This window comes from Nonomuraea antimicrobica, assembly GCF_039536965.1.
GTDB lineage: Bacteria > Actinomycetota > Actinomycetes > Streptosporangiales > Streptosporangiaceae > Nonomuraea > Nonomuraea antimicrobica.
Genome location: NZ_BAAAZP010000033.1, coordinates 20,814 through 44,228 on the forward strand (window position 1 = coordinate 20,814; position 23,415 = coordinate 44,228).

Genomic DNA, 23,415 nt, shown 5'->3' on the forward strand with positions numbered 1-23,415 from the left:
CGAGGTTACTCGCTCTCCCCCACCCTTCCATCACACCCGCCCATCCGCTCCGGGGTCACGCCTGCGGGCCTCACCTGGCCCGGAGAACGTCATCCGCCCCGGACGCATCACGCAGCCCCTCGGCCCCACTCGGCCCATCGGCGGCGTCGGGCGCGGCAGCCGGGCGCGGCCCGCCGGGACCGGTGTCGCCGCCGGGGCGGCCGTCGTCCGCCCCTGGCGGTGGTGGGCCGCTGGAGGCGAGGTCGTCGTGGCCGGGTGGCAGCTCGGGTGGACCATGTCTCAGCTCCGGCAGCGCCCGGTAGATCACCGCCGCCACCGGCACCGCCACGGCGGCGCCGGCGATGCCCGCCAGGATGCCGCCGATCGACAGCACCAGGATGATCGCCAGCGGATGGAAGTTGAGCGCCCGCCCCACGATGAGCGGCTGCAGGACGTGGTTCTCGAGCTGCTGCTCCACGATGAGGATGCCGAGGAAGATCAACGCGTAGACGAGCCCCTTGGCGCCCAGCGTGACGAGGGTGGCGACCGTGCCGGCGAAGAAGATGCCGACGATCGGGATGAAGCTGGCAAAGAAGATCAGTACGGCCAGCGGCGCCCACAACGGCACCCCCATCCCCGCCAGCACGATGCCCATGACGAGCCCGTGCACCGCCGCCACCGCCACGGTGCCCTGGACGTAGTGGGAGAGCGTGGTCCACGCGGCCCGCCCCGCCCGGTCGACGCGCGGCGCGACCCCGCCGAACGCCTTCAGGAACCACACCCAGATCCGGTCACCGTCTTTGAGCAGGAAGAACGTCACGAACAGCAGCAACACGATGGACGCGAGCACCTCGACCGCCACCGCCCCCGCGGACAGCACCGTGCCGGTGATGGCCGTGCGCTGGGCGTTGACCATCGCCGCGATCTCGTCGACGTAGCCGGTGATCTGCGCTTCCTTGAGGTGCAGCGGGCCGGTGATCAGCCACTCCTGCACGGATCTGGCCGTCTCCTGCACCTGCCGGACCAGGTTGGTGAACTCTTCGCCGGCCCGCGCCCCGACCAGCCAGCCCGTGCCGACGAGCACGGCCAGGGCCACCAGCATGGTGATCCAGGTGGCGTAGATGGGCCGCAGGCCCGCGTTGCGCAGGACCTTCGTCAGCGGGAACAGCAGCGCGGTCAGCAGCAGCGCGATCGCCACGGGCAGCGCCACGAACGCGAGCCGCGCGATGGCCTGGACGATGAAGTAGACGACCACGCCGACGAGGATCAGGCACGCGGACCAGGTGGCCATCTTGGCCAGCACGGGCGGCACGAGCTTGGTTGGGCGGTCGGACAGCACGTGTTCCAGACTGGCACGTCCGGGCCCGGGATGCGCGCCGATAATCGGCCCGCAGCTCAGAGCGTAACCGTACGACGCCGTCCGGCCACGCTCCGCCGCCTCCCGGATACACCGGGGGCGCGGGAACACCCCTGCCTGAGCAGGGGCAGAGCCCCACGCGCGCGGGCCCGAGATCGGGTCTGGGCAAGCGATGGCGGCCGTGTCACCGTCGTGGTCATGAAGGCTGTGATGGTCCTCACCCTCCTGACGTCCCTCATCACCGCACCCGCCACCACCCCCACCGGCGGCTCCCTGGCCCTGGAGGTGCTCTCCAGCCGCCCCGACCAGGTGAGCGGCGGCGACGCGCTGATCAGGGTCCGCCAGTCCCGTGGCGCGAAGGCCGAGCCCAGGGTGCTGCGTGACGGCGAGGACGTCACCTCCGCCTTCACCCGGACCGGGGACGTGCTCACCGGCCTGGTGACCGGCCTGAAGAACGGCGACAACACGATCACCGCCGTGGCCGGGCGCCGCCGGGAGAGCATCAACGTACGCAACCACCCGATCCAGGGCCCGATCTTCTCCGGCGCCCACCAGTACCCGTTCCTCTGCAAGACCGAGCGCAGCGGCCTCGGCCCGCCGGTCGCCGACAACCAGGACGGTCAGGGCATGCGGGTGAGCGACGGCTGGAGCAGGGACTGCTTCGCCCCGACGGTCACCGACCGCCTCTACCGCTCCACGGACGGCACGTACAAGCTCATGCCCGCGGAGCGCCCCGCCGACCTGGCCACGACCACGCTGCTGGACGGCCGGACGGTCGACTTCGTCGTCCGGCGCGAGCGCGGCGTCATCAACCGCTTCCTCTACTCGATCGCCATACTCGAGGACGGCTGGAACGGCAGGGCGATCTACCGTTTCGACGGCGGCGTGGCGATCGGCCACGACCAGGGCACGCTGGGCAGCGCCGCCCTCGACCCGTACGGACTGGGCAAGGGCTACGCGATCCTGCACTCCTCGGGCACCCGCACCTCCACCCACTACAACCTGATCCTGGGCGGCGAGACGGCCCTGATGGTCAAGGAGCGCTTCGTCGAGCGGCACGGCCCGCCGCTCTACACGGTGGGCGTCGGCGGCTCGGGCGGCGGGATCCAGCAGTACATCTACGGCCAGAACCACGGCGACCGGGTGATCGACGCCGCCATCCCGCAGTACTCCTACCCGGACATGGTCACCCAGACCATCCACGTGGGCGACTGCGAGCTGCTCGAACGCTACATGGACCACAACCCCCGGTGGGCGAGGTGGGAGGACCGCATGGCACTCATCGGCATGAACGCCAGCGACACCGTGGCCAACCCGTACACCGGCAGGCCGGGCTCCGACGAGTGCGTCAACGGCTGGCGCGGCCTGACCCCGCTGACCATGAACCCGCTGTGGACGTCCAACAACGACCCCGAGTGGCAGCGCATGGACCCGCCCGGCGTCAAGGACACCGTCCGGTGGACGCACTGGGAGGACCTGCGCACGGTCTACGGCGTGGACGAGACCGGCCACGCCCGCTCGACCTGGGACAACGTGGGCGTCCAGTACGGCCTGAGCGCGCTCACCGGGGGCGTGATCACGCCGGAGGAGTTCCTCGACGTCAACGCCGAGGTCGGCTCGTGGAAGGAGGCGGCCGACATGGTCCAGGAGGGGTGCCCGTTCGTGCCGTCCGCCTGCCCTGCCGACCTCGACCCGTGGAGCAGCCGCAACGTCCGTCTGGGCGACCCGGCCCCGAGGCGGGCGGGCGACCCCGTGGCGATCAGGAACGTGCAGCGCAGCGGCCTGGTGTTCGGTGGCGACATCGACCTCCCGGTGATCGACTGGCGCCACTACCTGGACGACCAGTTGGACATGCACAACGCGCACCAGTCGTTCGCCTCCAGGAAGCGGATGCTGGACCACGACGGACGGGCGGGCAACCAGGTGATCTGGTTCACCGACGCCCGTCCGGACGGGCCGAGGTTCGACCAGACGCCCGAGGCGCTGCGGGTGATCGACGAGTGGATGGCCAACATCCGCAGACATCCCGCGCGCGGTGTCGAGGGCAACAAGCCGTCCCAGGCCGTGGACCGCTGCTTCGCCACCAACGGCAGCGAGATCGCGGCGGGGCCGCGCGTCTGGGACGGGGTCCTCGACCGCCGCCCGCCCGGCGCCTGCACTCAGCGCTTCCCGCTCTACTCGACCTCCCGCGTCGTGGCGGGCGGCCCGATCGAGGGCGGCGTCTACAAGTGCCGCCTCCAGCCGGTCGACCGGGCGGTCGCGCGGGGCCTGTACGGCTCCTGGCGGCCCTCGCCCGACCAGCGCGCCCGGCTGAAGCAGATCTTCCCCACGGGGGTGTGCGACTACTAGCCCGCCGCTGCCCGGAGAGGGCCGGAGCGCATGATCCGGACGCTCACGCGATCCCGGTGTCGGCGTCGGCCTCGGGCGGACGGCCCTCTTCCGCGGCGGCCCGCGCGGCGAGCGAGTCGAGCAGGCGGGCCGTCTCCGAGCCCCGCTCGGCGTGGTAGACCGCCAGGATCTGCCCGCCCGAGTCGCTGAGCGGCAGCTTCTCCCTGCGCAGTTCGAGCAGGCCGACCTCGGGGTGGCGCAGCCGCATCGCGCCTCCGGCCAGCGCGGTGACGTCGTGCCTGGCCCACAGCCGCCGGAACGGTTCGCTGGCCAGCGACAGCTCGCCGACCAGTCGGACGATCCGCGGGTCGTCGACGTCGCCGCCCACGGAGGCGCGGAACCCGGCGACCATGCCCCTGACCGCCTCTTCCCAGTCCAGGTAGAGCTGCCGGTCGGCGGGGTCCAGGAAGATCGCGCGCAGCCGGTTGACCCCGGGCCGGAGGTTGGCCGACACGGCGGTGGCCAGCCGGTTCGCGGCGAGCACGTCGAACGTCCTGCTCTCCACGAACGCCGGCAGGTTGATCACGTCGAGCAGTTGCCTGATCCCGGCGGGCACCACCTCGCGGCGCGTCCGCCGGGGCGCGGCCGGGCGGGCGGTGGACAGGCTCAGCAGGTGTCGCGTGGCGGTCGCGTCCAGCTTGAAGACCCGGGCCAGGGCCTCCAGCACCTGCGGTGACGGGTTGCGGTCGCGGCCCTGCTCCAGCCGGAGGTAGTAGTCGGCGCTGATCCCGGCCAGGGTGGCGACCTCCTCACGGCGCAGCCCAGGGGTGCGGCGTACGCCGACGATCCGCAGCCCCGCCTGGGCCGGGTCGATCAGCTCACGGCGTGCCCTGAGGTAATCCCCGAGCGCGTTCGGCCTGCTCATGCCCCCGATCGTACGGGCCGGAGCGGGCATCGTGCCTGGTCCTGCCACTCCCAGGATGGGCGGGGTACCGGCTGTGTCCGTCAGCGCTCGTTACCGTGAGACCGCTCCCGGAGACGCCGGTGAGCGGAAGGGAAACATGCCAGGCGACGAGCTTCCCGGCGGCACGTACCGCGTGGGCGACCTCACCTTCACCCGGTTCGGCTACGGGGCCATGCAACTGGCCGGGCCTGGCGTCTTCGGCCCGCCCAAGGACCGCGACGCCGCGATCGCCGTTCTGCGCACGGCCGTCGAGCTGGGCATCCGGCACATCGACACGGCCGACTTCTACGGCCCGCACGTCACCAACGAGATCATCCGCGAGGCGCTCGCGCCGTACCCGGACGGCCTGCACATCGTCACCAAGGTCGGCGCCCGGCGCGACGAGCGGGGCGGGTGGCCGCACGCCCGCACCCCGGCCGAGCTGACGCAGCAGGTCCACGACAACCTGCGGCGGCTCGGCCTCGACGCGCTCGACGTGGTGAACCTGCGGGTGGGCGGCTTCGACTCGCCCGAGCCCGGCTCGATCGCCGAGCAGTTCGGCGCGCTCGCCGAGCTGCGCGAGCGGGGGCTGATCCGGCATCTCGGGCTGAGCACGGTCGACGCCGAACAGCTCGCCGAGGCACAGGCGATCGCCCCGGTGGTGTGCGTGCAGAACTACTACAACGTCGCCCACCGGCAGGACGACGGGCTGATCGACAGCACGGCCCGGCAGGGCATCGCGTACGTGCCGTACTTCCCGCTGGGCGGCATGTCGCCGCTGCAGTCGGACGCCCTGCGGCGGGTCGCCGCGCGGCTGGGGAGCACGCCGCTGTCCGTGGCGCTCGCCTGGCTGCTGCGCCGCTCGCCGAACGTGCTGCTCATCCCCGGCACGTCATCGGTGCAGCACCTGCGCGAGAACCTGGTCGGCGCGGCACTCGACCTGCCCGCCGACGCCCTCGCCGACCTGGACGCCATCAGGGCCGACGACTAGCGCCGTACGGCACGTCACCGGTCGGCGAGCGCCTGTCTGGCGGGCAGCTCCCGCATCGTGCGCAGGGGCGAGGCGAACACCCACAGGAACGCCAGGCACGCCCCGGCCGCGGCCACCACCAGCGTGTTCCTGACCCCGATCAGCCCGCCCAGCGCCCCGCCGGCCAGCCCGCCGAGCGGCATGGTGCCCCAGACGAGGAAGCGGAAGGTGGCGTTCATGCGCCCGAGCAGCGCCTCGGGCGTGATGGCCTGACGGAAGCTGAGCTGCGTGATGTTGAAGACGACCGCGCCCGCCGCGAAGCAGAGCTCGAACACCACGAACAGGCCCAGCCGCCAGTCGGCCTCCACCCACGGCACCAGGAACATCAGCGGCGCGGTCAGCCCGACGGTGAGCCAGATCGTCGGCCCCTGACCGAAGCGGGCGACCACCCGGCGGTTGACCAGCGCGCCGATCATGCCGCCGAGCCCGCCCGCGGCCAGCAGCAGCCCGATCGTGCCCGCCGCCAGGCCCAGCTCCCTGGCCAGCAGCAGCAGGATCGGGGGCTGGGCCATGCTGGCGAACAGGTTCGCGGTGGCGGCGCAGGCCACGATGCAGCGCAGCAGCGGGTGCCCGAGCACGAACCTGACGCCCTCGCCGATCTCCTTGCCCAGATGGGCGCCGCGGCGCTCCTGGCGCTCCTCCCGCTTGCGGATGCCGGCCAGGCACAGGCCCGACCAGGCGTACCCGAGCACGGTGACGACGAGCGCGAACGGGGCGGTGAGGAACTGGACCAGGTAGCCGCCGACGCTGGGCCCGCCGAGCTGCGCCACCGTACGCACGCCCTCCAGCACGGAGTTGCCCTCGACCAGCCGCTCGCGCCCGACGAGGTGCGGCAGATAGCTCAGGTAGGCCGAGTCGAAGAACACGGTGAACACCCCGAGGACGAGCGCGACGGCGTAGAGCTGGTGGATCGTCAGCACGTCCAGCCACCAGGCCACCGGCACGGAGGCCAGCGCCAGGGCCCGCGCCCAGTCGCTGACCATCATCACCGCGCGCTTGCGCAGCCGGTCCACGATCGCGCCCGCGGGCAGCCCGATCACCACGAACGCCAGCGTCTGGCACGCGGCGAGCAGCCCGACCTCGAACTCCGAGGCGTGCAGCGCCGACACGGCGACCAGGGGCAGCGCCAGCAGCAGGAGCTGGCTGCCCACCTGGCTGGCGCTGTCGGCCAGGAACAGGCCGCGGAAGTCGTGATCGCGTAAGAGGCGCACACGCAAAAGCTTCCATAACCGATTGAGAAAAATCAACCGGTTATAGGGTGGCGTGCCATGGGCACCAAACGCCGCCCCGCCACCGAGGCGGAGGCCCGCGCGCTGGCCTCCTCCACACGGCTGCGCATCCTGCGGCTCTGCCTGGACCAGGCACTCACCAACAAGGAGATCGCCGACCGGCTCGGCGCGAACCCGGCCACGACCCTGCACCACGTGCGCAGGCTCGTCGAGACCGGCTTCCTGGCGGCGGCGCCGAGCCGCCCCGGGCCGCGCGGCTCCACCGAGATCCCCTACCGGGCCACCGGCAAGTCATGGGAGATGGACATCCGCGAGAGCGGCGTGAGCAGCGCCATGCTCGACGCGTTCCTGGAGGAGGTCAGGCTGGCCGACGTCGAGGAGGGCGACTTCACCCGGCTCGGCCTGCGCCTCACCCCCGAGCGGCACGACGAACTGCGCAGGCGGCTGCAGGAGCTGCTCGACCACTTCCGCGACCTGGGGCCCGAGCCGGGCGGGGAGGCGTACTCGGTGTTCGTGGCCCTGCACCGCGACGTGACCCGGGACGCCTGAGCGCGTCAGCCCAGGTGGACCTCCACCTTCAGAGTGTCACCGTGGTCGAGCACGAACTCCTCGACGTTGCCCGCCGCGCACAGGTCGTCCTGTGCCCGCCGGACGACCTCGACGTCGGGCGCCCAGACGATCAGCCGCGACACCTCGGCCCGCATCGACACCTTGGCCTCCGACTTGGCCTTGCGCACCTGCCCGAGCACCTCCGAGACCACGGCCAGCACGGCGGGGTCGCCCGCGCCGCGCTCCACGGCCGGCCAGGAGGCCCGGTGCACCGAGCCCTCGCGCCACCACGACCACACCTCCTCCGTCACGAAGGGCAGGAACGGCGCGAACAGCCGCAGCAGCGCGTCGAGCGCCTGCCGCAGCGCCGCGTGCGCCGAGGCCGAGGCGGCCCCCGACTCGTACGCGCGGGCCTTGACCAGCTCGACGTAGTCGTCGCAGAACGCCCAGAAGAAGCGCTCGACGGCCTCGATCGCCCGGGTGTGGTCGTAGGCGTCGAACGCCTCGGTGGCCTCGCGCACCGCGTCGGACAGCGCCGCCAGCATCGACAGGTCGAGCGGCTCGGTGACGCCGGCGCCGTCGCTCTCGGCCAGCCCCAGCACGAACTTGGAGGCGTTCAGGATCTTGATGGCCAGCCGCCGCCCGATCTTGAGCTGGCCCGGGTCGAAGGCGGTGTCGACGCCGTAGCGCCCGTTGGCCGCCCAGTAGCGCACCGCGTCGGAGCCGTGCTGCTCCAGCAGGTCGAGCGGGGTGACCACGTTGCCCTTGGATTTGGACATCTTCTTGCGGTCGGGGTCGAGGATCCACCCCGAGATCGCCACGTCGCTCCAGGGCAGCCCGTCGAACTCGTCGTGCGACCTGACCACGGTCGAGAACAGCCAGGTACGGATGATCTCGTGGGCCTGCGGCCGCAGGTCGGCCGGGTAGACCCGCTGGAACAGGTCGTCGTCGGCACCCCAGCGGCCGGCGATCAGCGGGGTCAGCGACGAGGTGGCCCAGGTGTCCATGACGTCGGGGTCGGCCATGAACCCGCCGGGCACGCCGCGCTGCTCCTCGGTGTAGCCGGGCGGCACGTCGGAGGACGGGTCGACGGGCAGCAGGTCCTCGGCGGGCAGGATCGGCGCGTCGTGCACGGGCTGCCCCGACGCGTCGATCGGGTACCACACCGGGAACGGCACGCCGAAGAAGCGCTGTCGCGAGATCAGCCAGTCGCTGGTGAGTCCCTCGACCCAGTTGTCGTAGCGCACGCGCATGTGCGGCGGGTGCCAGGTCAGCTCGCGCCCGCGGTCGAGCAGCCGCCGCCGCAGCTCCTCGTCGCGCCCGCCGTTGCGGATGTACCACTGGCGGGTGGTGACGATCTCGAGCGGCCGGTCGCCCTTCTCGTAGAACTTCACCGCGCGCCGCACGGGCCGGGGCTCGCCGTCGAGGTCGCCGGACTCGCGCAGCAGCTCCACGATGCGCTCGCGGGCGCTGTGCACGGTCTTGCCGGCCAGCTCCTTGTACGGCTCCGCATCCACGCCCTCCGGCGGCTCGGGCAGCATCCGCCCGTCCCAGCCGATGACCGGGCGGGTGGGCAGGTGCAGCTCCCGCCACCAGGTGACGTCGGTGACGTCGCCGAACGTGCAGATCATCGCGATGCCGGTGCCCTTGTCGGGTTCGGCCAGCCGGTGGGCCAGCACCGGCACCTCCACCCCGAACAGCGGCGTCAGCACCGAGGTGCCGAACAGGTCCCGGTAGCGCTCGTCGTCGGGATGGGCGACCAGCGCCACGCAGGCCGGGATCAGCTCGGGCCGGGTGGTCTCGATCCAGACCGAGCCCTTCTCGCCGTAGAAGGAGATCTTGTGGAAGGCGCCGGGCCACTCCCGGTCCTCCAGCTCGGCCTGGGCCACGGCGGTGCGGAAGCTGACGTCCCACAGCGTCGGCGCCTCGGCGAGGTACGCCTCACCGCGCATCAGGTTGCGCAGGAACGCCCGTTGTGAGATCGCCCGTGACTCGTCGCCGATCGTGGTGTAGAGCAGCGACCAGTCGACCGACAGCCCGACGCGCCGCCAGACCTCCTCGAACGCCCGCTCGTCGACGGCGGTCAGCTTGTGGCACAGCTCCACGAAGTTGCGCCGGGAGATCGAGATCTCGCGCTTGCCCGGCTTGTCAGGCGGGACGAAGCCGGGGTCGTAGGGCAGCGAGGGGTCGCAGCGCACGCCGTAGACGTTCTGCACCCGGCGCTCGGTGGGCAGCCCGTTGTCGTCCCAGCCAATGGGGTAAAACACCGACTTTCCGGTCATCCGCTGGTAGCGGGCCACGATGTCGGTGTGGGTGAAGGAGAAGACGTGACCGACGTGCAACGACCCCGACACGGTCGGTGGCGGCGTGTCGATCGCGTAGACCTGCTCACGAGGCTTGGAGCGGTCAAAGCGGTAGGTGCCCTCGGTCTCCCAGCGCGCTACCCATACCTGCTCCAAGCCGTCAAGGGTCGGCTTGTCGGGCATGGCGGAATGGCGTAGTCGCTGTTGAGTCATGCCTCCGTATGGTACGGCGTCGCGGGCGTGGCAAGAGGTAGAGACTAAGGTTCGTTACAAAGGGGAAGGGAGATCGACATGGCGGAGGAGAAGCCAGATATCGCCTGGCGCGTCATCGGCGGCCTGGTGGGTCTGGTGACCGCGTGGGCGGCGAGGAAGGTCCTCGGGTTCGCCTGGCAGAAGGCGACCGGCAAGGAGCCGCCCATCGACACCGACTCGCCCGAGGTCAGCATGGGAGAGGCGATCGGCTACGCGGTCGTCATGGGCGTGGGCATGTCGGTGGCCCAGATCGTGGTCAACCGGACCGCCAAGAAGCGTTACGACGCGTGGAAGTCGCTGAAGCAGGTGACTCCAGGGCCGTGAGAAACTCACTCGCCCAGCGGTCCACGTCGTAGGTGGCGACCCGGCGGCGCATCGTACGCATGCGGCGGGCCAGCTCGTGCGGCGTGGCCCGCATCGCCGCCAGCATCTGGCGCTTGAGGTCCTCCACGTCGTACGGGTTGACCAGGTATGCCTGCCGCAGCTCGTCGGCCGCCCCGGCGAACTCGCTCAGCACCAGCGCCCCGTGCAGGTCGTGGTGGCAGGAGACGTACTCCTTGGCCACCAGGTTCATGCCGTCGCGCAGGGGTGTGACGACCATCACGTCGGCGGCGAGATAGAGCGCCGCCAGCTCCTCGTGGTCGTACGACTGGTGGAAGTACCACACGGGCTGGTAGCCGAGCTGGGCGTGCTCGCCGTTGATCCGGCCGACCTGCAGCTCGATGTCGTCGCGCAGCTTGCGGTACTCCTCCACCCGCTCCCTGCTCGGCGTGGCGATCTGCACGAACACGGCCTCGCCGGGGTGCAGCCGCCCGTCGTTGAGCAGCTCGCCGAAGCCTTCGAGGCGCTGCCCGATGCCCTTGGTGTAGTCGAGCCGGTCCACGCCCAGCAGGACGTGCTCGGGGTCGCCCAGCTCCACCCTGATCTCCTTGGCCCGCGCCACGATCTGCGGCTCGCGTACCAGTGAGTCGAGCTGGGCGAAGTCGACGGAGATCGGGAACGCCTGCGTGGTCACGGTCCGGTCGTCGAGGAAGATCTCGTTCCCCTTGTACGGCAGCCCCAGCAGCCTGCGGCACAGCCGCCGGAAGTTCGAGGCCCCGCCGGGGAGCTGGAAGCCCACCAGGTCGGCCCCGAGCAGCCCTTCGACCAGGTCCTTGCGCCACGGCAGCCGCCAGAACAGCTCCGTCGGCGGGAACGGGATGTGCAGGAAGAACCCGATCCGCAGGTCGGGCCTGAGCTTGCGCAGCATGGCGGGCACGAGCTGGAGCTGGTAGTCCTGCACCCAGACGACCGCGCCCTCCTCGGCCGCGTCGGCGGCGGCCTGGGCGAAGCGCTGGTTGACGCTGCGGTACGTCTCCCACATCTCCCGCTCGAACACCGGCGTCACCACCACGTCGTGGTAGAGCGGCCACAGGCTGGCGTTGGAGAAGCCCTCGTAGTACAGCTCCACCTCGCGGGCCGACAGCGGGATGGGGATGAGGCTCATCCCGTCCTGCTCGAACGGCTCCAGCTCCTCGTCCGGCGCGCCGTGCCAGCCGGCCCAGGCTCCGTGGCGGCGCTTCATCACCGGAGAGAGAGCGGTGACGAGCCCCCCTGGACTCCTGCGCCACGAGGCCGTTCCGTCCGGCTCGATCGTCCGGTCCACCGGCAACCGGTTCGCGACGATCAGAAACGAGCTACGGCCAGTCACGCGCTCCTCCTCTATGGGGTCATGTGTCAGACAGGACCGCCGAGCGCGCGGCCCATGGCGGCCACCACCGCATCGGGCCCCGCGTGGGGGATGATCGCGGCGATGTGGGAGTCGGGCCTGATGAGCCATGCCTCATCCGGCCCGGCGCCGAGCCTTTCAGCGAGTGAGCCGGTTCCGTCCATCTCCGCGAGCCCGCGTACGGCGAGTGGCGCCGTAATGACCTTGCCCAAGACCTGTACAAACAAACGCGAATTACACATATCACCCAGCAACACCAGGAATCCATCCCGAGAAAGCTCCCGCAACCGGCCTCCCGGCAGCGGGGCGTCGGGCAGGATCACGCCGGGCACGGGTGGGCACGGCGTGCCCTTCGGCGGGCGGCCGGGGAAGGGCCGTGCGGGCTCAGGCGTGGTGAGCGGGGAGTCCACGTACCAGAAGGGCTCGGCGAAGCGCCCCGAGTCCACCTCGGCGGCCCGCCCGCCCTCCAGCGCGGCCCGCCGCCGCATCCGCTCCTCGGCGCTCCTGGGCGCGAGGAAGCGCATGGTGGCGCCGGTCACTTGCAGGTTCTCCAGGGCGGCCGCGTGCCGCTCGGCGTGGTACGACTCCAGCAGCCCCTCCCCCGCCCACCCGTTGAGCACGGAGGCCAGCTTCCAGGCCGCGTTCTCGGCGTCCGGCACGCCGGAGTTGAGCCCCCGCGCCCCGAACGGGGCCACCAGGTGGGCGCAGTCGCCCGCCAGCAGCACCCGTCCGACGCGCATGCGGGAGGCGATGCGGGAGTGGAAGCGGTAAGTGCTGTGCCAGAGCAGCTCGTACGGGCGGGCCCCGATGATTTGCCGGATTTTTCGCGCTATTTCAACATCTGTTGGGATGGAGTCTGGCGGGATCTGCCAGTCAATCCGGTACGTGCCCCCTGGGCAGGGATGGATGAGCACCTGCCGGCCCGGGTTCCAGACGGGGTCGAAGTAGAAGCGGCGCTCGTTCTCCCACCCCGGCAGGTCGGCCTTGATGTCGCAGATCAGGAACTGGTCGCCGAACGTCTCCCCGCCGAAGGAGACCCCCAGCGCCGCCCGTACGGACTGGGCCCTGGCGCCCGCGCAGGCCAGCGCGTAGGGGGCGCGCAGCAGCCGCCGGCCGCAGTGCACGGTGACGCCGGAGGCGTCCTGGGCCAGGCCGGTCACCTCGTGCCCCCAGCGCACCTCGATGAGCGGCTGCGCGGCGATCGCCTCGTCGAGGATCTGCTCGGTACGGGTCTGCGAGATGTTCACGCACGCCGGTAGCGGCCCCTCCCGCTCGAACGACCAGGAGAACAGCTCGCGGTCGCGGTAGTAGGTGCGGGCCGTGGTCCAGGCCAGCCCCTCCTCGGTCACCCTGCCCGCGCCCGCCGCGGCCCAGATGTCGAGCACGTCACGCTGCTGGCAGATGGACTTCGAGCCGCTCGGCCCCCGTGCCGGGCGCTGGTCGAGCACCAGCACCTGGACGCCCCAGCGGGCCAGCAGCAGCGCGGCGCTCTGCCCCACCGGGCCCGCCCCGATCACGATGACCTGCGCGCCGCTCGTCTCGGGGATCACGGCTGCAGTTCGTCCCACACGAGCCGGTCGCGCTCGGCGGTCCAGACGCGGGGCCGCTCGACGCCGTGCAGCTCGTCCCAGAGCCTGGAGACGTTGAACGGCAGGCAGTGCTCGAAGATCGGCCAGGACCCGTAGCGCGGCTCCAGGGCCCGGTGCGTCCGCTCGAACGCCTCCTTCAGCGACCCCGCCGCGCCCACCTCGCGCAGCATCACGGTCAGGAAGTCGCGGGTCTGCCCGATGGCCGCCGCCACGCCGTCGCTGCCCCTGGCCAGAACGCCCCGGCCGCCGATGAGCGTCTCGGCCCCGAACGAGGCCACCCGGTCGAGCGTCGCCGAGGCCCAGTCGCGGTGGAAGGCGTCGCCGGTGTAGAGGGCGGCCTGCGACTCCACCAGGTCGCCGGCGAACAGGATCCGCTGCTCGGGCAGCCAGGCCACCAGGTCGCCCTCGGTGTGGCCGCGCCCGCAGTACTGGAGCACCAGGTCGCCGCGCCCGCCGCCGAGGTCGATGGTGAACCGGTCGCTGAACGTCGCCGTGGGCCAGGTCAGGCCCGGGATCGAGGCGGGCTCCTGGAACAGGCGGGGCATCCTGGCGTACTCGCTGGCCCAGTCTTCCGCGCCGCGCTCGGCGATCAGGTCGCGGGTCTTCTCGTGGGCGACGACGACGTCCGCGTCGAACGCCGACGCGCCCAGCACCCTGACCGCGTGGTAGTGCGACAGCACCAGGTATCTGATCGGCTTGCCGGTGTGCTCGCGCAGCCGGGCCAGCCAGGCGCGGGCGGCCACCGGGGTGGCCAGCGCCTCGAAGCAGACGAGGAAGTCCTCGCCCTCGATGGCGCCGACGTTCGGGTCGCCCTCGGCGGTCAGCGCGTACACGCCCGGGGCGGGCATCTCCAGTGACTGCCTCTTCTCGCCGAGATCCGCCGACGAGGCGAACGGCTTGGCCATCGCTCCTCCTCCCGTCGTCCGCCCTCTTGACAGTGAAGTCCGGACGATGATTTGTTACCGAACATTCGGTCAGTTGACAAGGGAGAACTGCGTTGGAGAGCGCGCGTCGCATGATGAACGCCGACACCGCCTCCGCCGCCCTGGGCATCGAACCGACGGAGCTGGGCGAGGGCCGCGCCGTGTGCCGCATGACCGTGACCCGCCAGATGATCAACGGGCACGACATATGCCACGGCGGCTATGTGTTCCTGCTGGCCGACACGGCGTTCGCATGCGCGTGCAACAGCCGCGGCCCGGTCACGGTCGCGGCCGGCGCGGAGATCGCCTTCGTCTCCCCCGCCCGCCTGGGCGACGTGCTGGTGGCCGAGGCCGCCGAGCGGACCCGTTTCGGCCGCAGCGGCATCTACGACGTCACCGTCAGAAGACAGGAAGACGGTCAGGTGGTCGCGGAGTTCCGCGGCCGGAGCCGGGAGCTGAAGTGAGACTCGGAGATCCCCCTGCCCCGCACGAGCTCGACCCGATCGAGCGGGTGTCCCGCGACGAGCTGATGGCGCTGCAACTGGAGCGCCTGCGGCGCACCCTCAGCCACGCCTACCACAACGTCCCCGTCTATCGGGACAAGTTCGACCGGGCCGGGGTGCACCCCAATGACTGCAAGGAACTCGCCGACCTGGCGAAGTTCCCCTTCACCACCAAGCAGGACCTGCGCGACGGCTACCCGTTCGGCATGTTCGCCGTGCCCCGCGAGCAGGTCGCCAGGATCCACGCCTCCAGCGGCACCACCGGCCGTCCGACCGTCGTCGGCTACACCAGCGCCGACCTCGACGTCTGGGCGCAGGTCATGGCCCGCTCGATCCGCGCCTCCGGCGGGCGGCCCGGCGACATCGTGCACGTGGCCTACGGCTACGGCCTGTTCACCGGCGGGCTGGGCGCCCACTACGGGGCCGAGCGGCTGGGCTGCACCGTGGTGCCGGTCTCGGGCGGCATGACGCCCCGGCAGGTGCGGCTCATCACCGACTTCCGGCCCGACATCATCATGGTCACGCCGTCGTACATGCTGGCCCTGCTGGACGAGTTCGCCGCGCAGGGCCTCGACCCGCGCGCCTCGTCCCTGCGGGTCGGCATCTTCGGCGCCGAGCCGTGGACCGACAGCATGCGCGCCGAGATCGAGGAACGCTTCGACCTGCACGCCGTGGACGTCTACGGCCTGTCGGAGGTGATGGGCCCCGGCGTGGCCATCGAGTGCGTCGAGTCGAAGGACGGCCTGCACATCTGGGAGGACCACTTCTACCCCGAGACCGTCGACCCGTTCACCGGCGAGCCCGTCGGGGAGGGTGAGACGGGTGAGCTGGTCTTCACCAGCCTCACCAAGGAGGCCATGCCGGTCATCCGCTACCGCACCCGCGACCTGACCCGGCTGCTGCCCGGCACCGCCAGACCGGCCTTCCGCCGGATGGAGAAGGTGACCGGGCGGACCGACGACATGATCATCCTGCGCGGCGTGAACGTCTTCCCGACCCAGATCGAGGAGATCGTGCTGGGCGTCGAGGGCCTGTCGCCGCACTTTCAGCTCCACCTGACCCGGCCCGATCGGCTCGACGTGATGACGGTCATGGTCGAGGCGCGTCCCGGCCTCGGCGACGGGCGCGCGCGGGCCGGGCAGGCGCTGCGCAGGGCGGTCAAGGACAGCGTCGGGGTGAGCGTGGAGGTCGAGGTGGTCGACCCGGAGACGCTGGAGCGGTCGGTGGGCAAGCTCAAACGAGTCATCGACAAGCGTGATAATTGACGACATGGCCACCTCGAGCCCCACCCGTCAGCGCAGGCGCGGGCACGACCCCGAGTCGGTGCTGTCGATCGCCGTGGGCGTGTTCAACGAGCGCGGCTACGACGGCACCAGCATGGAAGACCTCGCCAGGGCGCTCGGCGTCACCAAGTCGGCCATCTACTACCACGTGCCGGGCAAGGAGCAGCTCCTCGCCCGTGCGCTGGACCGGGCGCTGGACGGGCTGTTCGAGATGGTGACCGACGAACGCGCGCTCTCGGGGGCGGCCATCGACCGGCTGGAGTGGGTCGTCCGGCAGAGCGTGCGCATCCTCGTCGACCGCCTGCCGTACGTGACGCTGCTGCTGCGTGTGCGCGGCAACAGCCGTACCGAGCGGGCGGCGCTGGAGCGGCGGCGGGAGTTCGACCGCTTCATCAGCGGCCTGGTCAAGGAGGCGGCGGAGGAGGGCAGCATCCGGGCCGACGTCGATCCCGGCCTGGTGACGCGCCTGCTCTTCGGCTCCGTGAACTCGATCACGGAGTGGTACCAGCCGGCCCGTGGCGCCTCGGCCGACGCCCTGTCGGACGCCCTGCTCAAGATGACCTTCGACGGCCTGCGCTCCGGCGTGGCCTGACGGCTGGACCCGCCGCGGGGACCCGCGTGGGGCCGGACCCGGGTGACGGGCGGAAGATCCGCGGCTCAGCGGTCGAGCTCGCCGCGGCTGTCCGACTCGACGGACGGGCCCCGCGGCCCCCGGACCAGCGGGTGCTTGCCGCGCAGGTCGTTGCGGACGGCCTCGCCGAGCTTCTTCGTCGCCATGCGGTTGAGCGCGCCCCCGGCGACGGCGCCGGTCAGGAAGGGCCCGAACGTGGTCAGATGGCGCCCGAGCGTACGCATGAGGCGGTTGCGCAGCGCCGTCTTGGTGGCCGCCCCGAGCGCCAGGGAGACGGACGTGGGGGCGAGCGGGTCGATGCCGCGTTGTCTGGCCCAGGCGGCGGTGAACGCGGCGGCGCGCTGGGCTCCAGAGCCCTCGACGCGTACGCCGTAGACCTCGTGCAGCTCGGCCAGCAGCTTGACCTCGACGGCGGCGACGACGATGGTCTCGGCGACGAGCTGGGCGGGGGCGGAGAGCAGGAGGGGTGGCGCGGCGAACTCGGCCGCCGCCAGTGCTCCGCCGATCGCGCCGACCGCCATCGTGGCCTTCTGGGCGGTACGCACCAGATCGTCGGCGAGTTCTTCGCCGGTCAGGCCGTGATGATGCTCGGCAAGAGTGTGCAGATCCCTGATCGGGATGCGCGGCGCGATGTTGAGGAAGACGTCTGCCAGCCAGCGTCCCCGGCCTGCGCCGGATGCCCGTGCCCGCTTCGCCCCGGCGGAGAGCGTATGGGCTAGGCGGCCGAGCAGCCTGCGCCGCTCGGCCGGCTCGAGCTCACCGGACGTGGTGAGCCTGCCTACGAGCTCGCCGACCTCACGTTCGGGGTCGGCGACCTCACTGCCTGGTTGCCGATCTTTCTCGGGTACGGCCACGCGATGCCTCCGTGTCTTCATGGTCGCGATCGCTCAGGTCTGGCGGGTTTCCGAGGTGTGTTCCCACTGGCCTGAGTCTGTCGCTCCAGAAATTAGGCGGCGCACTCCCGGCAGACCTGCTGGCCGTTCTTCTCGGAGGCCAGTTGGCTGCGGTGGTGCACCAGGAAGCAGCGCGAGCAGGTGAACTCGTCAGCCTGACGGGGGATCACCCGCAGGGACAGCTCTTCGTTCGACAGATCCGCACCGGGCAGTTCGAGCGACTCGGCAAGATCGGTCTCGTCGATGTCGATGCTGCCTGAAGACTTGTCGGTGCGCCGCGCCTGGAGCTCCTGGAGGCTGTCCTCCCCCAGGTCGTCGTCTGTCTTGCGCGGGCTGTCGTAGTCGGTAGCCATTGTGCTTACTCCATCCCCCTCATCTATATGTCTTCGCGCTCACCGCGCGTCTTGTAACGTCCGGGAAGCCCATCTTGTGCCCGTTCCGTCGGGGAGATTTCCCATCGGTACCCCGCGGAAACGGACAACGAACCTCCCAACACGGACGGGCCTGCCGCCGATGGCAATGGTTAGCCAAATATGGCGAAACCCACAGCCTTGGCGTCATGCACCACCGTGTTCGACGGCACATCCAACCACATGTGCGGCGTGAATGAGACGCCCCCCGGGGCTCAACACGCACATCTGCGCGCGGACGAACGCCCCTGAATGGCACGGACGTCAGCGCCTCGGCAGTTGAATGGTCACGACGAGCCCTCCACCATCACGCGGCACGGCGGTCACGTTGCCCCCGTGCGCCTGTACCACCGCACGAACGATGGACAGCCCCAGACCCGATCCCTTGGCCGAATCCACACGGTCCGCGTGGAGTCTCCTGAACGGCTCGAACAGGCTGTTCACCTCGTACGCCGGGACGTGCTGCCCCGTGTTGGCCACCTGAACAACCAAGGCACCGTCCGCCATTCCCGTCCGGATCCAGACTTTTCCATTTTCGGGAATGTTGTACTTGACCGCGTTCTCGAGCAGGTTGCTGACCGAGCGCTCCAGGAGCACCGGATCGCCTATGGTAGGCGCGCTGACCAGATCGGCGCTCACGGTCACGCCGTGCTCCTCGGCGAAGGGCGCGACCTGTTCCACGGCCGTCTGGGCGACCTCCTTGACGTCGAGCGGCTTGCGCACGGCCAGCTCGCGTTCGCTCCTGGCGAGCAGCAGCAGCCCCTCGATGAGCTTCTCGTTGCGCGCGTTGACCTCGAGGAGGGTACGGCCCAGCGCCTTGAGATCCTGCGACGCCTCAGGGTCCGACAGGGCGATCTCCAGGACCGTCCGGTTGATCGTGAGGGGGGTGCGCAGCTCGTGCGAGGCGTTGGCCACGAACCTGCGCTGGGTGTCGAAGGCGACGTTGAGCCTGGTGAGCATGGCGTCGAAGGTGTCGGCCAGCTCCTTCAGCTCGTCGCTGGGACCTTCGAGGGCGATGCGCTGGTGGGCCAGGGTGCTCTCGGACAGCTTGCGCGCCGTGGCCGTCATCCTGGCCACCGGCCGCAGCGCCCGGTCGGCCACGAAGTAGCCGATGATGAGCGCCAGGATCCCCACGCCCACCAGCGCCATCACCGAGTTCCTGAGCACCGCGTCCCTGGCGTACTGCACCGCCACCGGCTGGAAGGCGCGCATGGCCTGCTGGAGCTGCGCGTCGAAGGTCGGCGACAGGTTGGTCTGGAAGGTGGGCCACGCCTCGCTGATGGCGTTGCCGACGATGGCGTAGACGGAGAAGAGCAGCACGGCCGCGGCGGCGAACACCAGCGCTCCATAGGTGAGCGTCAGCCGCCACCGGATGCTGACCTTGCCGGGAAGGTCCTTCACACGTTCCATAGTGGAGCGTGGGGCCGCCGGTTGCCCAAACGGAGGGGGGCCGTCCCACACGGGCGGCCCGGCGGGCGGCGGGGCCTCCTGCACGCGCGTGGCCTTCCTGGACGAATGCGGGCTGATCATCGGATGCGTCGGGCCCGCCTCGCGCTCTGGCCTGTCGGTCACAACTTGTACCCAACCCCGGGCACGGTCTCGATCACCTGAGGCTCGCCCAGCTTCTTCCGCAGCGTCATCATGGTCACGCGGACCACGTTCGTGAAGGGATCGATGTTCTCGTCCCACGCCTTGTCCAGCAGGTCCTCCTGGCTGACGACGGCGCCCTCGGCCCGCATCAGCTCCTCGAGCACCGCGAACTCCTTCTTGGTCAGCACGACCTCTCTGCCGTCGCGCTCCACCAGCCGCTTGCCCGGGTCGAGCCGGATCCCGGCCCGCTCCAGCACGGGCGGCAGGGCAGGGGCGGAGCGGCGGCCGAGCGCGCGGACCCTGGCGACCAGCTCGATGAACACGAACGGCTTGGCCAGGTAGTCGTCGGCACCGAGGCCCAGCCCCTCGACCTTGTCGTCCACGTCGCCGGACGCGGTCAGCATGAGGATGCGCGAGGCCGACCGTTGCTCCACCAGCCGACGGCACACCTCGTCACCGTGCACGACCGGCAGGTCACGGTCGAGCACGATCACGTCGTAGTCGATGTAGGACGTGCGCTCAAGGGCGCCCCCGCCGTCGTACGCGACGTCGACGGCCATCGCCTCGCGGCGCAGCCCGGTCGCGATCGCGTCCGCGAGCACCCGCTCGTCCTCTACCACCAGCACGCGCACGCCTGGCACACCTCTCTCCGGTTCCGGTCACTCATTCTGCCCACAGCATCGATAAGCGCACGGTAAGGCATGTTCAGGCGTTGGTACGCCCTGGTGCGGCGAAGCACGGAGAAATTCATGTTTCGGGGTGTGACCAGCCGGGGTATGCCTGCGAGACACCCATTGCCCGGACTTCATCCGGCATTGGGAGACTTCACCCCCCGCACAGTTCGAACCCCCAGGGAGTAGGTGAGATGGGCGAGTTCACGACCACGATCGAACACCGCCTCGACCAGGCTTACAAGGGCCTCCGGGAGGCCCGTATCGTCGGCGACGACTACCTCGCCGACACCCTCACCGCCGAGATCGAGGATCTGCGCAGGCTGGCCGACGATCACGGCATCCCGTTGCCCCGTTGACCGAGCGAAACGGCCGGAGCCCGGCTCCGGCCGTTTCGCGCCTCCATCCCCGACGGCACCCGGGCGAGGCTCGCGTCAGGAGTCGCGTTCCGGGTTCAGCGGGGCCAGGAGGTCGTGCAGCTCCTCGAACAGGCCCTGAGCCGCGCACAGCGCGTAGTCGGGGCTGACCGGCCTGCCGCGCAGCCCGCCGAGCCGGGCCCCCGACTCGGTGGCGACCAGCCCGGCCGCGGCGTAGTCCCAGTAGTTGACGCCGCGCTCGTAGTACGCGTCCACCCGGCCCGCCGCCAGCGAGCAGAGGTCGATGGCGCACGAGCCGCCGCGCCGGATGTCGCGTACGCGCGGCAGCACCTTCGCCACCACCTCGCCCTGGACCTCGCGCCGCGCCTTGGAGTAGCCGAAGCCGGTCGCGACCAGGGCCCGCGCCAGCGGCACCCCGGTGTTGCAGCGCAGCCGTTCGCTCCCCAGCCAGGCGCCCTCGCCGAGCGCCGCCGTGTAGACCTCGCCGCGCTGCGGCACGTTGACGACCCCGGCCACGACCTGGCCGCCGACCTCGACGGCGATGGACACCGCCCAGTCCGGCAGGCCGTACAGGAAGTTGACGGTGCCGTCGACGGGGTCGACGATCCAGCGCACGTCGGACTCGCCGGGCGCCTCTCCCCCTTCCTCGCCGAGAATCCGGTCGCCGGGCCTGGCGGCCAGGATGCGTTCGCGGATCAGCTCTTCCGACGCCTTGTCCAGGGCGGTGACCACGTCGGTGGGGCTGGACTTGGTCTCGACCTCGCCGGACATCGTGGGCCGCTTGGCCAGCAGCATGTCACCGGCCTCGCGGGCGATGTCGGCGGCGAGCCGCAGGAAGGCCGTCATCAGGCCACCGAGTCCGGGCGCTTCCACTCCTGGCCGAGCACGTGGTGGGCCAGGAAGGCCAGGACCGTCTCGTACCAGGCGACGGAGTTGCCGGGCTTGAGGATCCAGTGGTTCTCGTCGGGGAAGTACAGGAACTTCGACTCCACCTCGCTGCGCCGCAGGTCCCACCACAGCCGCAGGGCCTCGCCGATCGGCACCCGGTAGTCCTTGTCGCCGTGGATGACGAGCAGCGGGGTGGTGATCTTGTCCAGGGCGTGGTGCGGTGACAGGAGCTGGTAGCGCTCGGAGCCGGGCTCGCCGAACTCGCGCTGCCAGTACATGGCCAGGTCGGTGGTGCCGGCGAACTGGTCGAGGTGCCACAGTGAGGCGTGGGTGACGATGGCCTTGTAGCGGTCGGTGTGACCGGCGAGCCAGTTGGCCATGTAGCCGCCGAACGAGCCGCCCATCGCGGCGATGCGCTCGCGGTCGATGTCGTCCCTGTCGAGGACGGCGTCCACGATCGCGTCGAGGTCGGCCTGGGTGCGCGGGCCCCAGTCGCCCCAGCCCCGGTCGATCATGTGCTGGCCGTAGCCGGTGGACAGGCAGGGGTCGGGCAGGAGCACGGCGTACCCGTGCTGCACCATGATCCACGCCTGCCAGCGCCACTGCCAGTCGTTCCACGAGGCGACCGGGCCGCCGTGGATCCACAGCAGGAACGGCGCGGGGTCGGCGGCCGAGGCGCCCTCGGGCAGGGCGAGCCAGCCGCGGATGGTGGCGCCGTCGTCGGCGGTGGCGGTGACCTCGGTCAGCGTGCCGGACACCGCGGGTCGCGGCGCGGGCGAGGGCAGGGCGGCGATCTCGCCGGTGACGGCGTCGATCCTGGCCGGGGCGGGCGCGAGGTCGACGGCGCTGTGCACCGCGTAGACGAAGCGGCCGTCGGGTGACGGGTTCAGCTCGCGGTAGGCGGCGTCGTCGCCGGTGAGCCGGGTGGCCTCGCCGTCCAGCGGGACACGGAAGACCGGGCGGCGGCCCTGGAAGTCGGCGGTGAGGTAGACGGCCGAGGAGTCGGGCGCCCACGCGACGTCGTCGGGGAACAGATCGGGAGCGTACGCGCGACCCTGCCCGGTGGCGAGGTCGGCGATCCACAGCTCGCTGCGCGCCGAGACGTCCAGCCCGGTGTGGCGCTCGCGGGAGCAGGCGATCCTGGCGCCGTCGGGGGAGATCGCCAGCGGGCCGCCGAAGTCGTGGTCCGCGTCGGTGAGCAGCACGCGGCGCTCGCCGGTGGCCACGTCGATGGCCACCAGGTCGGCCCGCCATTCGCCCTTCGGCAGGTAGGTGCGCCAGGTGGTGATCACGGTGGCGCCGTCGGGGGTCAGCTCGAACGCGCCCTCGCGCAGCGCCTCACCGGCGTCGGGGGTCAGGTCGCGTACGTCCTCCAGCCGGTCGTCACCGAGCCTGGCCGCGAACAGCCGGGCGCGGCCGGGGCCGAGGTCGTGGTCCCAGAAGCGCATCGGGTAGCCCTCGAACAGGACGGCGCTGATCCCGGCGTCCTTGCGGGCCTTGCGCGTGTCCTCCTCCGCCGACTCCTCGCCGTCGAGCACGTCGGCGGAGAACACCACCACGTCGCCGGCCGTGCGTACGGCGCCGATGCCGCCGGGCCTGGTGGCCACCTGGCGGGCCTCACCGCCCGCGCGGGGCAGCAGCCACAGCGAGGAGACCTCGTCGCCGGAGTCCTTGACGGTGGGGTCGGGGCGGGCGGAGGTGAACAGCACGTCGCCCGCGGCCGTGAAGACCGCGGCGCCCTCGCCCTTGGCCGAACGCGTCAGCCGGTACGGTTCGCCGTCCAGTGGGATCGCCCAGAGCGCGGTGCCGAACGACTTGCCGTCGGGGTTGAGTGACTGAACGGTGGAGATCAGCCTGGAGCCGTCGGGAGAGAGTCTCAGCGAGAGGACCCGGGGGATGGCCACATAGTCACGAATGTCATTGAATGCGCTCACTCGATCGAACCTACCTCCCGGGAGTGACCATGGACACTCCGCCAT

21 protein-coding genes are annotated in these 23,415 nt (G+C 71.0%); 8 read left to right on the plus strand and 13 right to left on the minus strand.

All coding sequences use genetic code 11. The features are described from left to right. Positions 1-70 precede the first annotated feature (70 nt). Positions 71-1,318: an AI-2E family transporter gene (locus ABD844_RS09830; RefSeq protein WP_344875209.1), complete on the minus strand. Its 1,248-nt coding sequence runs from the start codon at positions 1,316-1,318 to the stop codon at positions 71-73. Between the two features lie 216 nt (positions 1,319-1,534). Here ABD844_RS09830 and ABD844_RS09835 point away from each other — a divergent pair, with 216 nt between their 5' ends. After that, entirely contained in the window at positions 1,535-3,685 is a 2,151-nt protein-coding gene (locus ABD844_RS09835; protein WP_344875211.1) for a DUF6351 family protein, read from the plus strand. A gap of 43 nt (positions 3,686-3,728) precedes the next feature. On the opposite strand, the gene ABD844_RS09840 is transcribed toward ABD844_RS09835, so the two are convergent. Continuing rightward, complete coding sequence (locus ABD844_RS09840; RefSeq protein ID WP_344875213.1) at positions 3,729-4,589, minus strand: helix-turn-helix domain-containing protein; 861 nt, start codon at positions 4,587-4,589, stop codon at positions 3,729-3,731. A gap of 136 nt (positions 4,590-4,725) precedes the next feature. Between ABD844_RS09840 and ABD844_RS09845 the strand changes: the two genes are divergently transcribed. Then, positions 4,726-5,598 carry an aldo/keto reductase family oxidoreductase gene (locus ABD844_RS09845; RefSeq protein WP_344875215.1) on the plus strand — a complete coding sequence of 291 codons (873 nt, stop codon included), beginning with the start codon at positions 4,726-4,728 and terminating at the stop codon, positions 5,596-5,598. A 14-nt stretch (positions 5,599-5,612) separates the two neighbouring features. Here the strand turns inward: ABD844_RS09845 and ABD844_RS09850 are convergent, their stop codons facing one another. After that, positions 5,613-6,848: an MFS transporter gene (locus ABD844_RS09850; protein ID WP_344875217.1), complete on the minus strand. Its 1,236-nt coding sequence runs from the start codon at positions 6,846-6,848 to the stop codon at positions 5,613-5,615. A gap of 57 nt (positions 6,849-6,905) precedes the next feature. Here ABD844_RS09850 and ABD844_RS09855 point away from each other — a divergent pair, with 57 nt between their 5' ends. Beyond that, positions 6,906-7,415, plus strand: coding sequence for a helix-turn-helix domain-containing protein (locus tag ABD844_RS09855; RefSeq protein WP_344875219.1), 510 nt, complete (start codon positions 6,906-6,908; stop codon positions 7,413-7,415). A 5-nt stretch (positions 7,416-7,420) separates the two neighbouring features. Here the strand turns inward: ABD844_RS09855 and valS are convergent, their stop codons facing one another. Beyond that, the gene (gene valS / locus ABD844_RS09860) at positions 7,421-9,931 is read right to left on the minus strand and encodes a valine--tRNA ligase (protein ID WP_344875220.1); all 2,511 of its coding nucleotides are present in this window, start codon (positions 9,929-9,931) and stop codon (positions 7,421-7,423) included. A 78-nt stretch (positions 9,932-10,009) separates the two neighbouring features. Between valS and ABD844_RS09865 the strand changes: the two genes are divergently transcribed. Further along, positions 10,010-10,294, plus strand: coding sequence for a DUF4235 domain-containing protein (locus ABD844_RS09865; protein ID WP_344875221.1), 285 nt, complete (start codon positions 10,010-10,012; stop codon positions 10,292-10,294). Here the strand turns inward: ABD844_RS09865 and ABD844_RS09870 are convergent. From ABD844_RS09870 to ABD844_RS09880, 3 genes are read right to left on the minus strand one after another with little or no spacing between them, the layout of a single operon-like run. Continuing rightward, positions 10,227-11,660, minus strand: coding sequence for an alpha,alpha-trehalose-phosphate synthase (UDP-forming) (locus tag ABD844_RS09870; protein WP_344875223.1), 1,434 nt, complete (start codon positions 11,658-11,660; stop codon positions 10,227-10,229). The genes ABD844_RS09865 and ABD844_RS09870 overlap by 68 nt on opposite strands. A gap of 26 nt (positions 11,661-11,686) precedes the next feature. Further along, the gene (locus tag ABD844_RS09875) at positions 11,687-13,228 is read right to left on the minus strand and encodes an FAD-dependent monooxygenase (RefSeq protein WP_344875225.1); all 1,542 of its coding nucleotides are present in this window, start codon (positions 13,226-13,228) and stop codon (positions 11,687-11,689) included. Then, positions 13,225-14,172 (minus strand): MBL fold metallo-hydrolase, encoded by a 948-nt coding sequence (locus ABD844_RS09880; RefSeq protein WP_344875227.1) that lies wholly within the window; start codon positions 14,170-14,172, stop codon positions 13,225-13,227. The genes ABD844_RS09875 and ABD844_RS09880 overlap by 4 nt, the downstream gene beginning before the upstream one ends. A gap of 110 nt (positions 14,173-14,282) precedes the next feature. Between ABD844_RS09880 and paaI the strand changes: the two genes are divergently transcribed. The 3 genes from paaI to ABD844_RS09895 are packed head-to-tail and all read left to right on the plus strand — an operon-like array spanning position 14,283 to position 16,568. Next, a complete protein-coding gene (gene paaI, locus ABD844_RS09885; protein ID WP_344875364.1) occupies positions 14,283-14,654 on the plus strand; it encodes a hydroxyphenylacetyl-CoA thioesterase PaaI in 372 nt (123 codons plus the stop codon). Continuing rightward, positions 14,651-15,958, plus strand: coding sequence for a phenylacetate--CoA ligase PaaK (paaK, locus tag ABD844_RS09890; RefSeq protein WP_344875229.1), 1,308 nt, complete (start codon positions 14,651-14,653; stop codon positions 15,956-15,958). The genes paaI and paaK overlap by 4 nt, the downstream gene beginning before the upstream one ends. Positions 15,959-15,962: 4 nt before the next feature. Next, positions 15,963-16,568, plus strand: a complete 606-nt coding sequence (locus tag ABD844_RS09895) for a TetR/AcrR family transcriptional regulator (protein WP_344875231.1) — start codon at positions 15,963-15,965, stop codon at positions 16,566-16,568. Positions 16,569-16,633: 65 nt separating this feature from the next. Here ABD844_RS09895 and ABD844_RS09900 read toward each other — a convergent pair whose 3' ends face one another. From ABD844_RS09900 to ABD844_RS09915, 4 genes are all read right to left on the minus strand, one after another. Next, positions 16,634-17,461: a hypothetical protein gene (locus ABD844_RS09900; protein ID WP_344875233.1), complete on the minus strand. Its 828-nt coding sequence runs from the start codon at positions 17,459-17,461 to the stop codon at positions 16,634-16,636. Positions 17,462-17,553: 92 nt separating this feature from the next. Beyond that, positions 17,554-17,853 carry a DUF4193 domain-containing protein gene (locus ABD844_RS09905; protein ID WP_020542847.1) on the minus strand — a complete coding sequence of 100 codons (300 nt, stop codon included), beginning with the start codon at positions 17,851-17,853 and terminating at the stop codon, positions 17,554-17,556. Between the two features lie 321 nt (positions 17,854-18,174). Continuing rightward, the gene (locus ABD844_RS09910) at positions 18,175-19,440 is read right to left on the minus strand and encodes a sensor histidine kinase (protein WP_425568532.1); all 1,266 of its coding nucleotides are present in this window, start codon (positions 19,438-19,440) and stop codon (positions 18,175-18,177) included. A 38-nt stretch (positions 19,441-19,478) separates the two neighbouring features. Beyond that, complete coding sequence (locus ABD844_RS09915) at positions 19,479-20,132, minus strand: response regulator transcription factor (protein ID WP_344875238.1); 654 nt, start codon at positions 20,130-20,132, stop codon at positions 19,479-19,481. Positions 20,133-20,365: 233 nt separating this feature from the next. Here ABD844_RS09915 and ABD844_RS09920 point away from each other — a divergent pair, with 233 nt between their 5' ends. Then, positions 20,366-20,530 carry a hypothetical protein gene (locus ABD844_RS09920; protein WP_344875240.1) on the plus strand — a complete coding sequence of 55 codons (165 nt, stop codon included), beginning with the start codon at positions 20,366-20,368 and terminating at the stop codon, positions 20,528-20,530. Between the two features lie 75 nt (positions 20,531-20,605). Here ABD844_RS09920 and ABD844_RS09925 read toward each other — a convergent pair whose 3' ends face one another. After that, positions 20,606-21,394, minus strand: a complete 789-nt coding sequence (locus ABD844_RS09925; protein WP_344875242.1) for an inositol monophosphatase family protein — start codon at positions 21,392-21,394, stop codon at positions 20,606-20,608. Then, positions 21,394-23,415 carry a S9 family peptidase gene (locus ABD844_RS09930; RefSeq protein ID WP_425568530.1) on the minus strand — a complete coding sequence of 674 codons (2,022 nt, stop codon included), beginning with the start codon at positions 23,413-23,415 and terminating at the stop codon, positions 21,394-21,396. The genes ABD844_RS09925 and ABD844_RS09930 overlap by 1 nt, the downstream gene beginning before the upstream one ends.

Bases quoted from the DNA above. Each gene is read 5' to 3' on its own strand.
- ABD844_RS09905 (WP_020542847.1), bottom strand. From the start codon at position 17,853: ATGGCTACCGACTACGACAGCCCGCGCAAGACAGACGACGACCTGGGG.
- ABD844_RS09910 (WP_425568532.1), bottom strand. From the start codon at position 19,440: ATGATCAGCCCGCATTCGTCCAGGAAGGCCACGCGCGTGCAGGAGGCC.
- ABD844_RS09845 (WP_344875215.1), top strand. From the start codon at position 4,726: ATGCCAGGCGACGAGCTTCCCGGCGGCACGTACCGCGTGGGCGACCTC.
- ABD844_RS09925 (WP_344875242.1), bottom strand. From the start codon at position 21,394: ATGACGGCCTTCCTGCGGCTCGCCGCCGACATCGCCCGCGAGGCCGGT.
- ABD844_RS09880 (WP_344875227.1), bottom strand. From the start codon at position 14,172: ATGGCCAAGCCGTTCGCCTCGTCGGCGGATCTCGGCGAGAAGAGGCAG.
- ABD844_RS09840 (WP_344875213.1), bottom strand. From the start codon at position 4,589: ATGAGCAGGCCGAACGCGCTCGGGGATTACCTCAGGGCACGCCGTGAG.
- ABD844_RS09855 (WP_344875219.1), top strand. From the start codon at position 6,906: ATGGGCACCAAACGCCGCCCCGCCACCGAGGCGGAGGCCCGCGCGCTG.
- ABD844_RS09895 (WP_344875231.1), top strand. From the start codon at position 15,963: ATGGCCACCTCGAGCCCCACCCGTCAGCGCAGGCGCGGGCACGACCCC.
- ABD844_RS09920 (WP_344875240.1), top strand. From the start codon at position 20,366: ATGGGCGAGTTCACGACCACGATCGAACACCGCCTCGACCAGGCTTAC.
- ABD844_RS09865 (WP_344875221.1), top strand. From the start codon at position 10,010: ATGGCGGAGGAGAAGCCAGATATCGCCTGGCGCGTCATCGGCGGCCTG.
- ABD844_RS09835 (WP_344875211.1), top strand. From the start codon at position 1,535: ATGAAGGCTGTGATGGTCCTCACCCTCCTGACGTCCCTCATCACCGCA.
- paaI (WP_344875364.1), top strand. From the start codon at position 14,283: ATGATGAACGCCGACACCGCCTCCGCCGCCCTGGGCATCGAACCGACG.
- ABD844_RS09930 (WP_425568530.1), bottom strand. From the start codon at position 23,415: ATGGCGGAGTGTCCATGGTCACTCCCGGGAGGTAGGTTCGATCGAGTG.
- valS (WP_344875220.1), bottom strand. From the start codon at position 9,931: ATGACTCAACAGCGACTACGCCATTCCGCCATGCCCGACAAGCCGACC.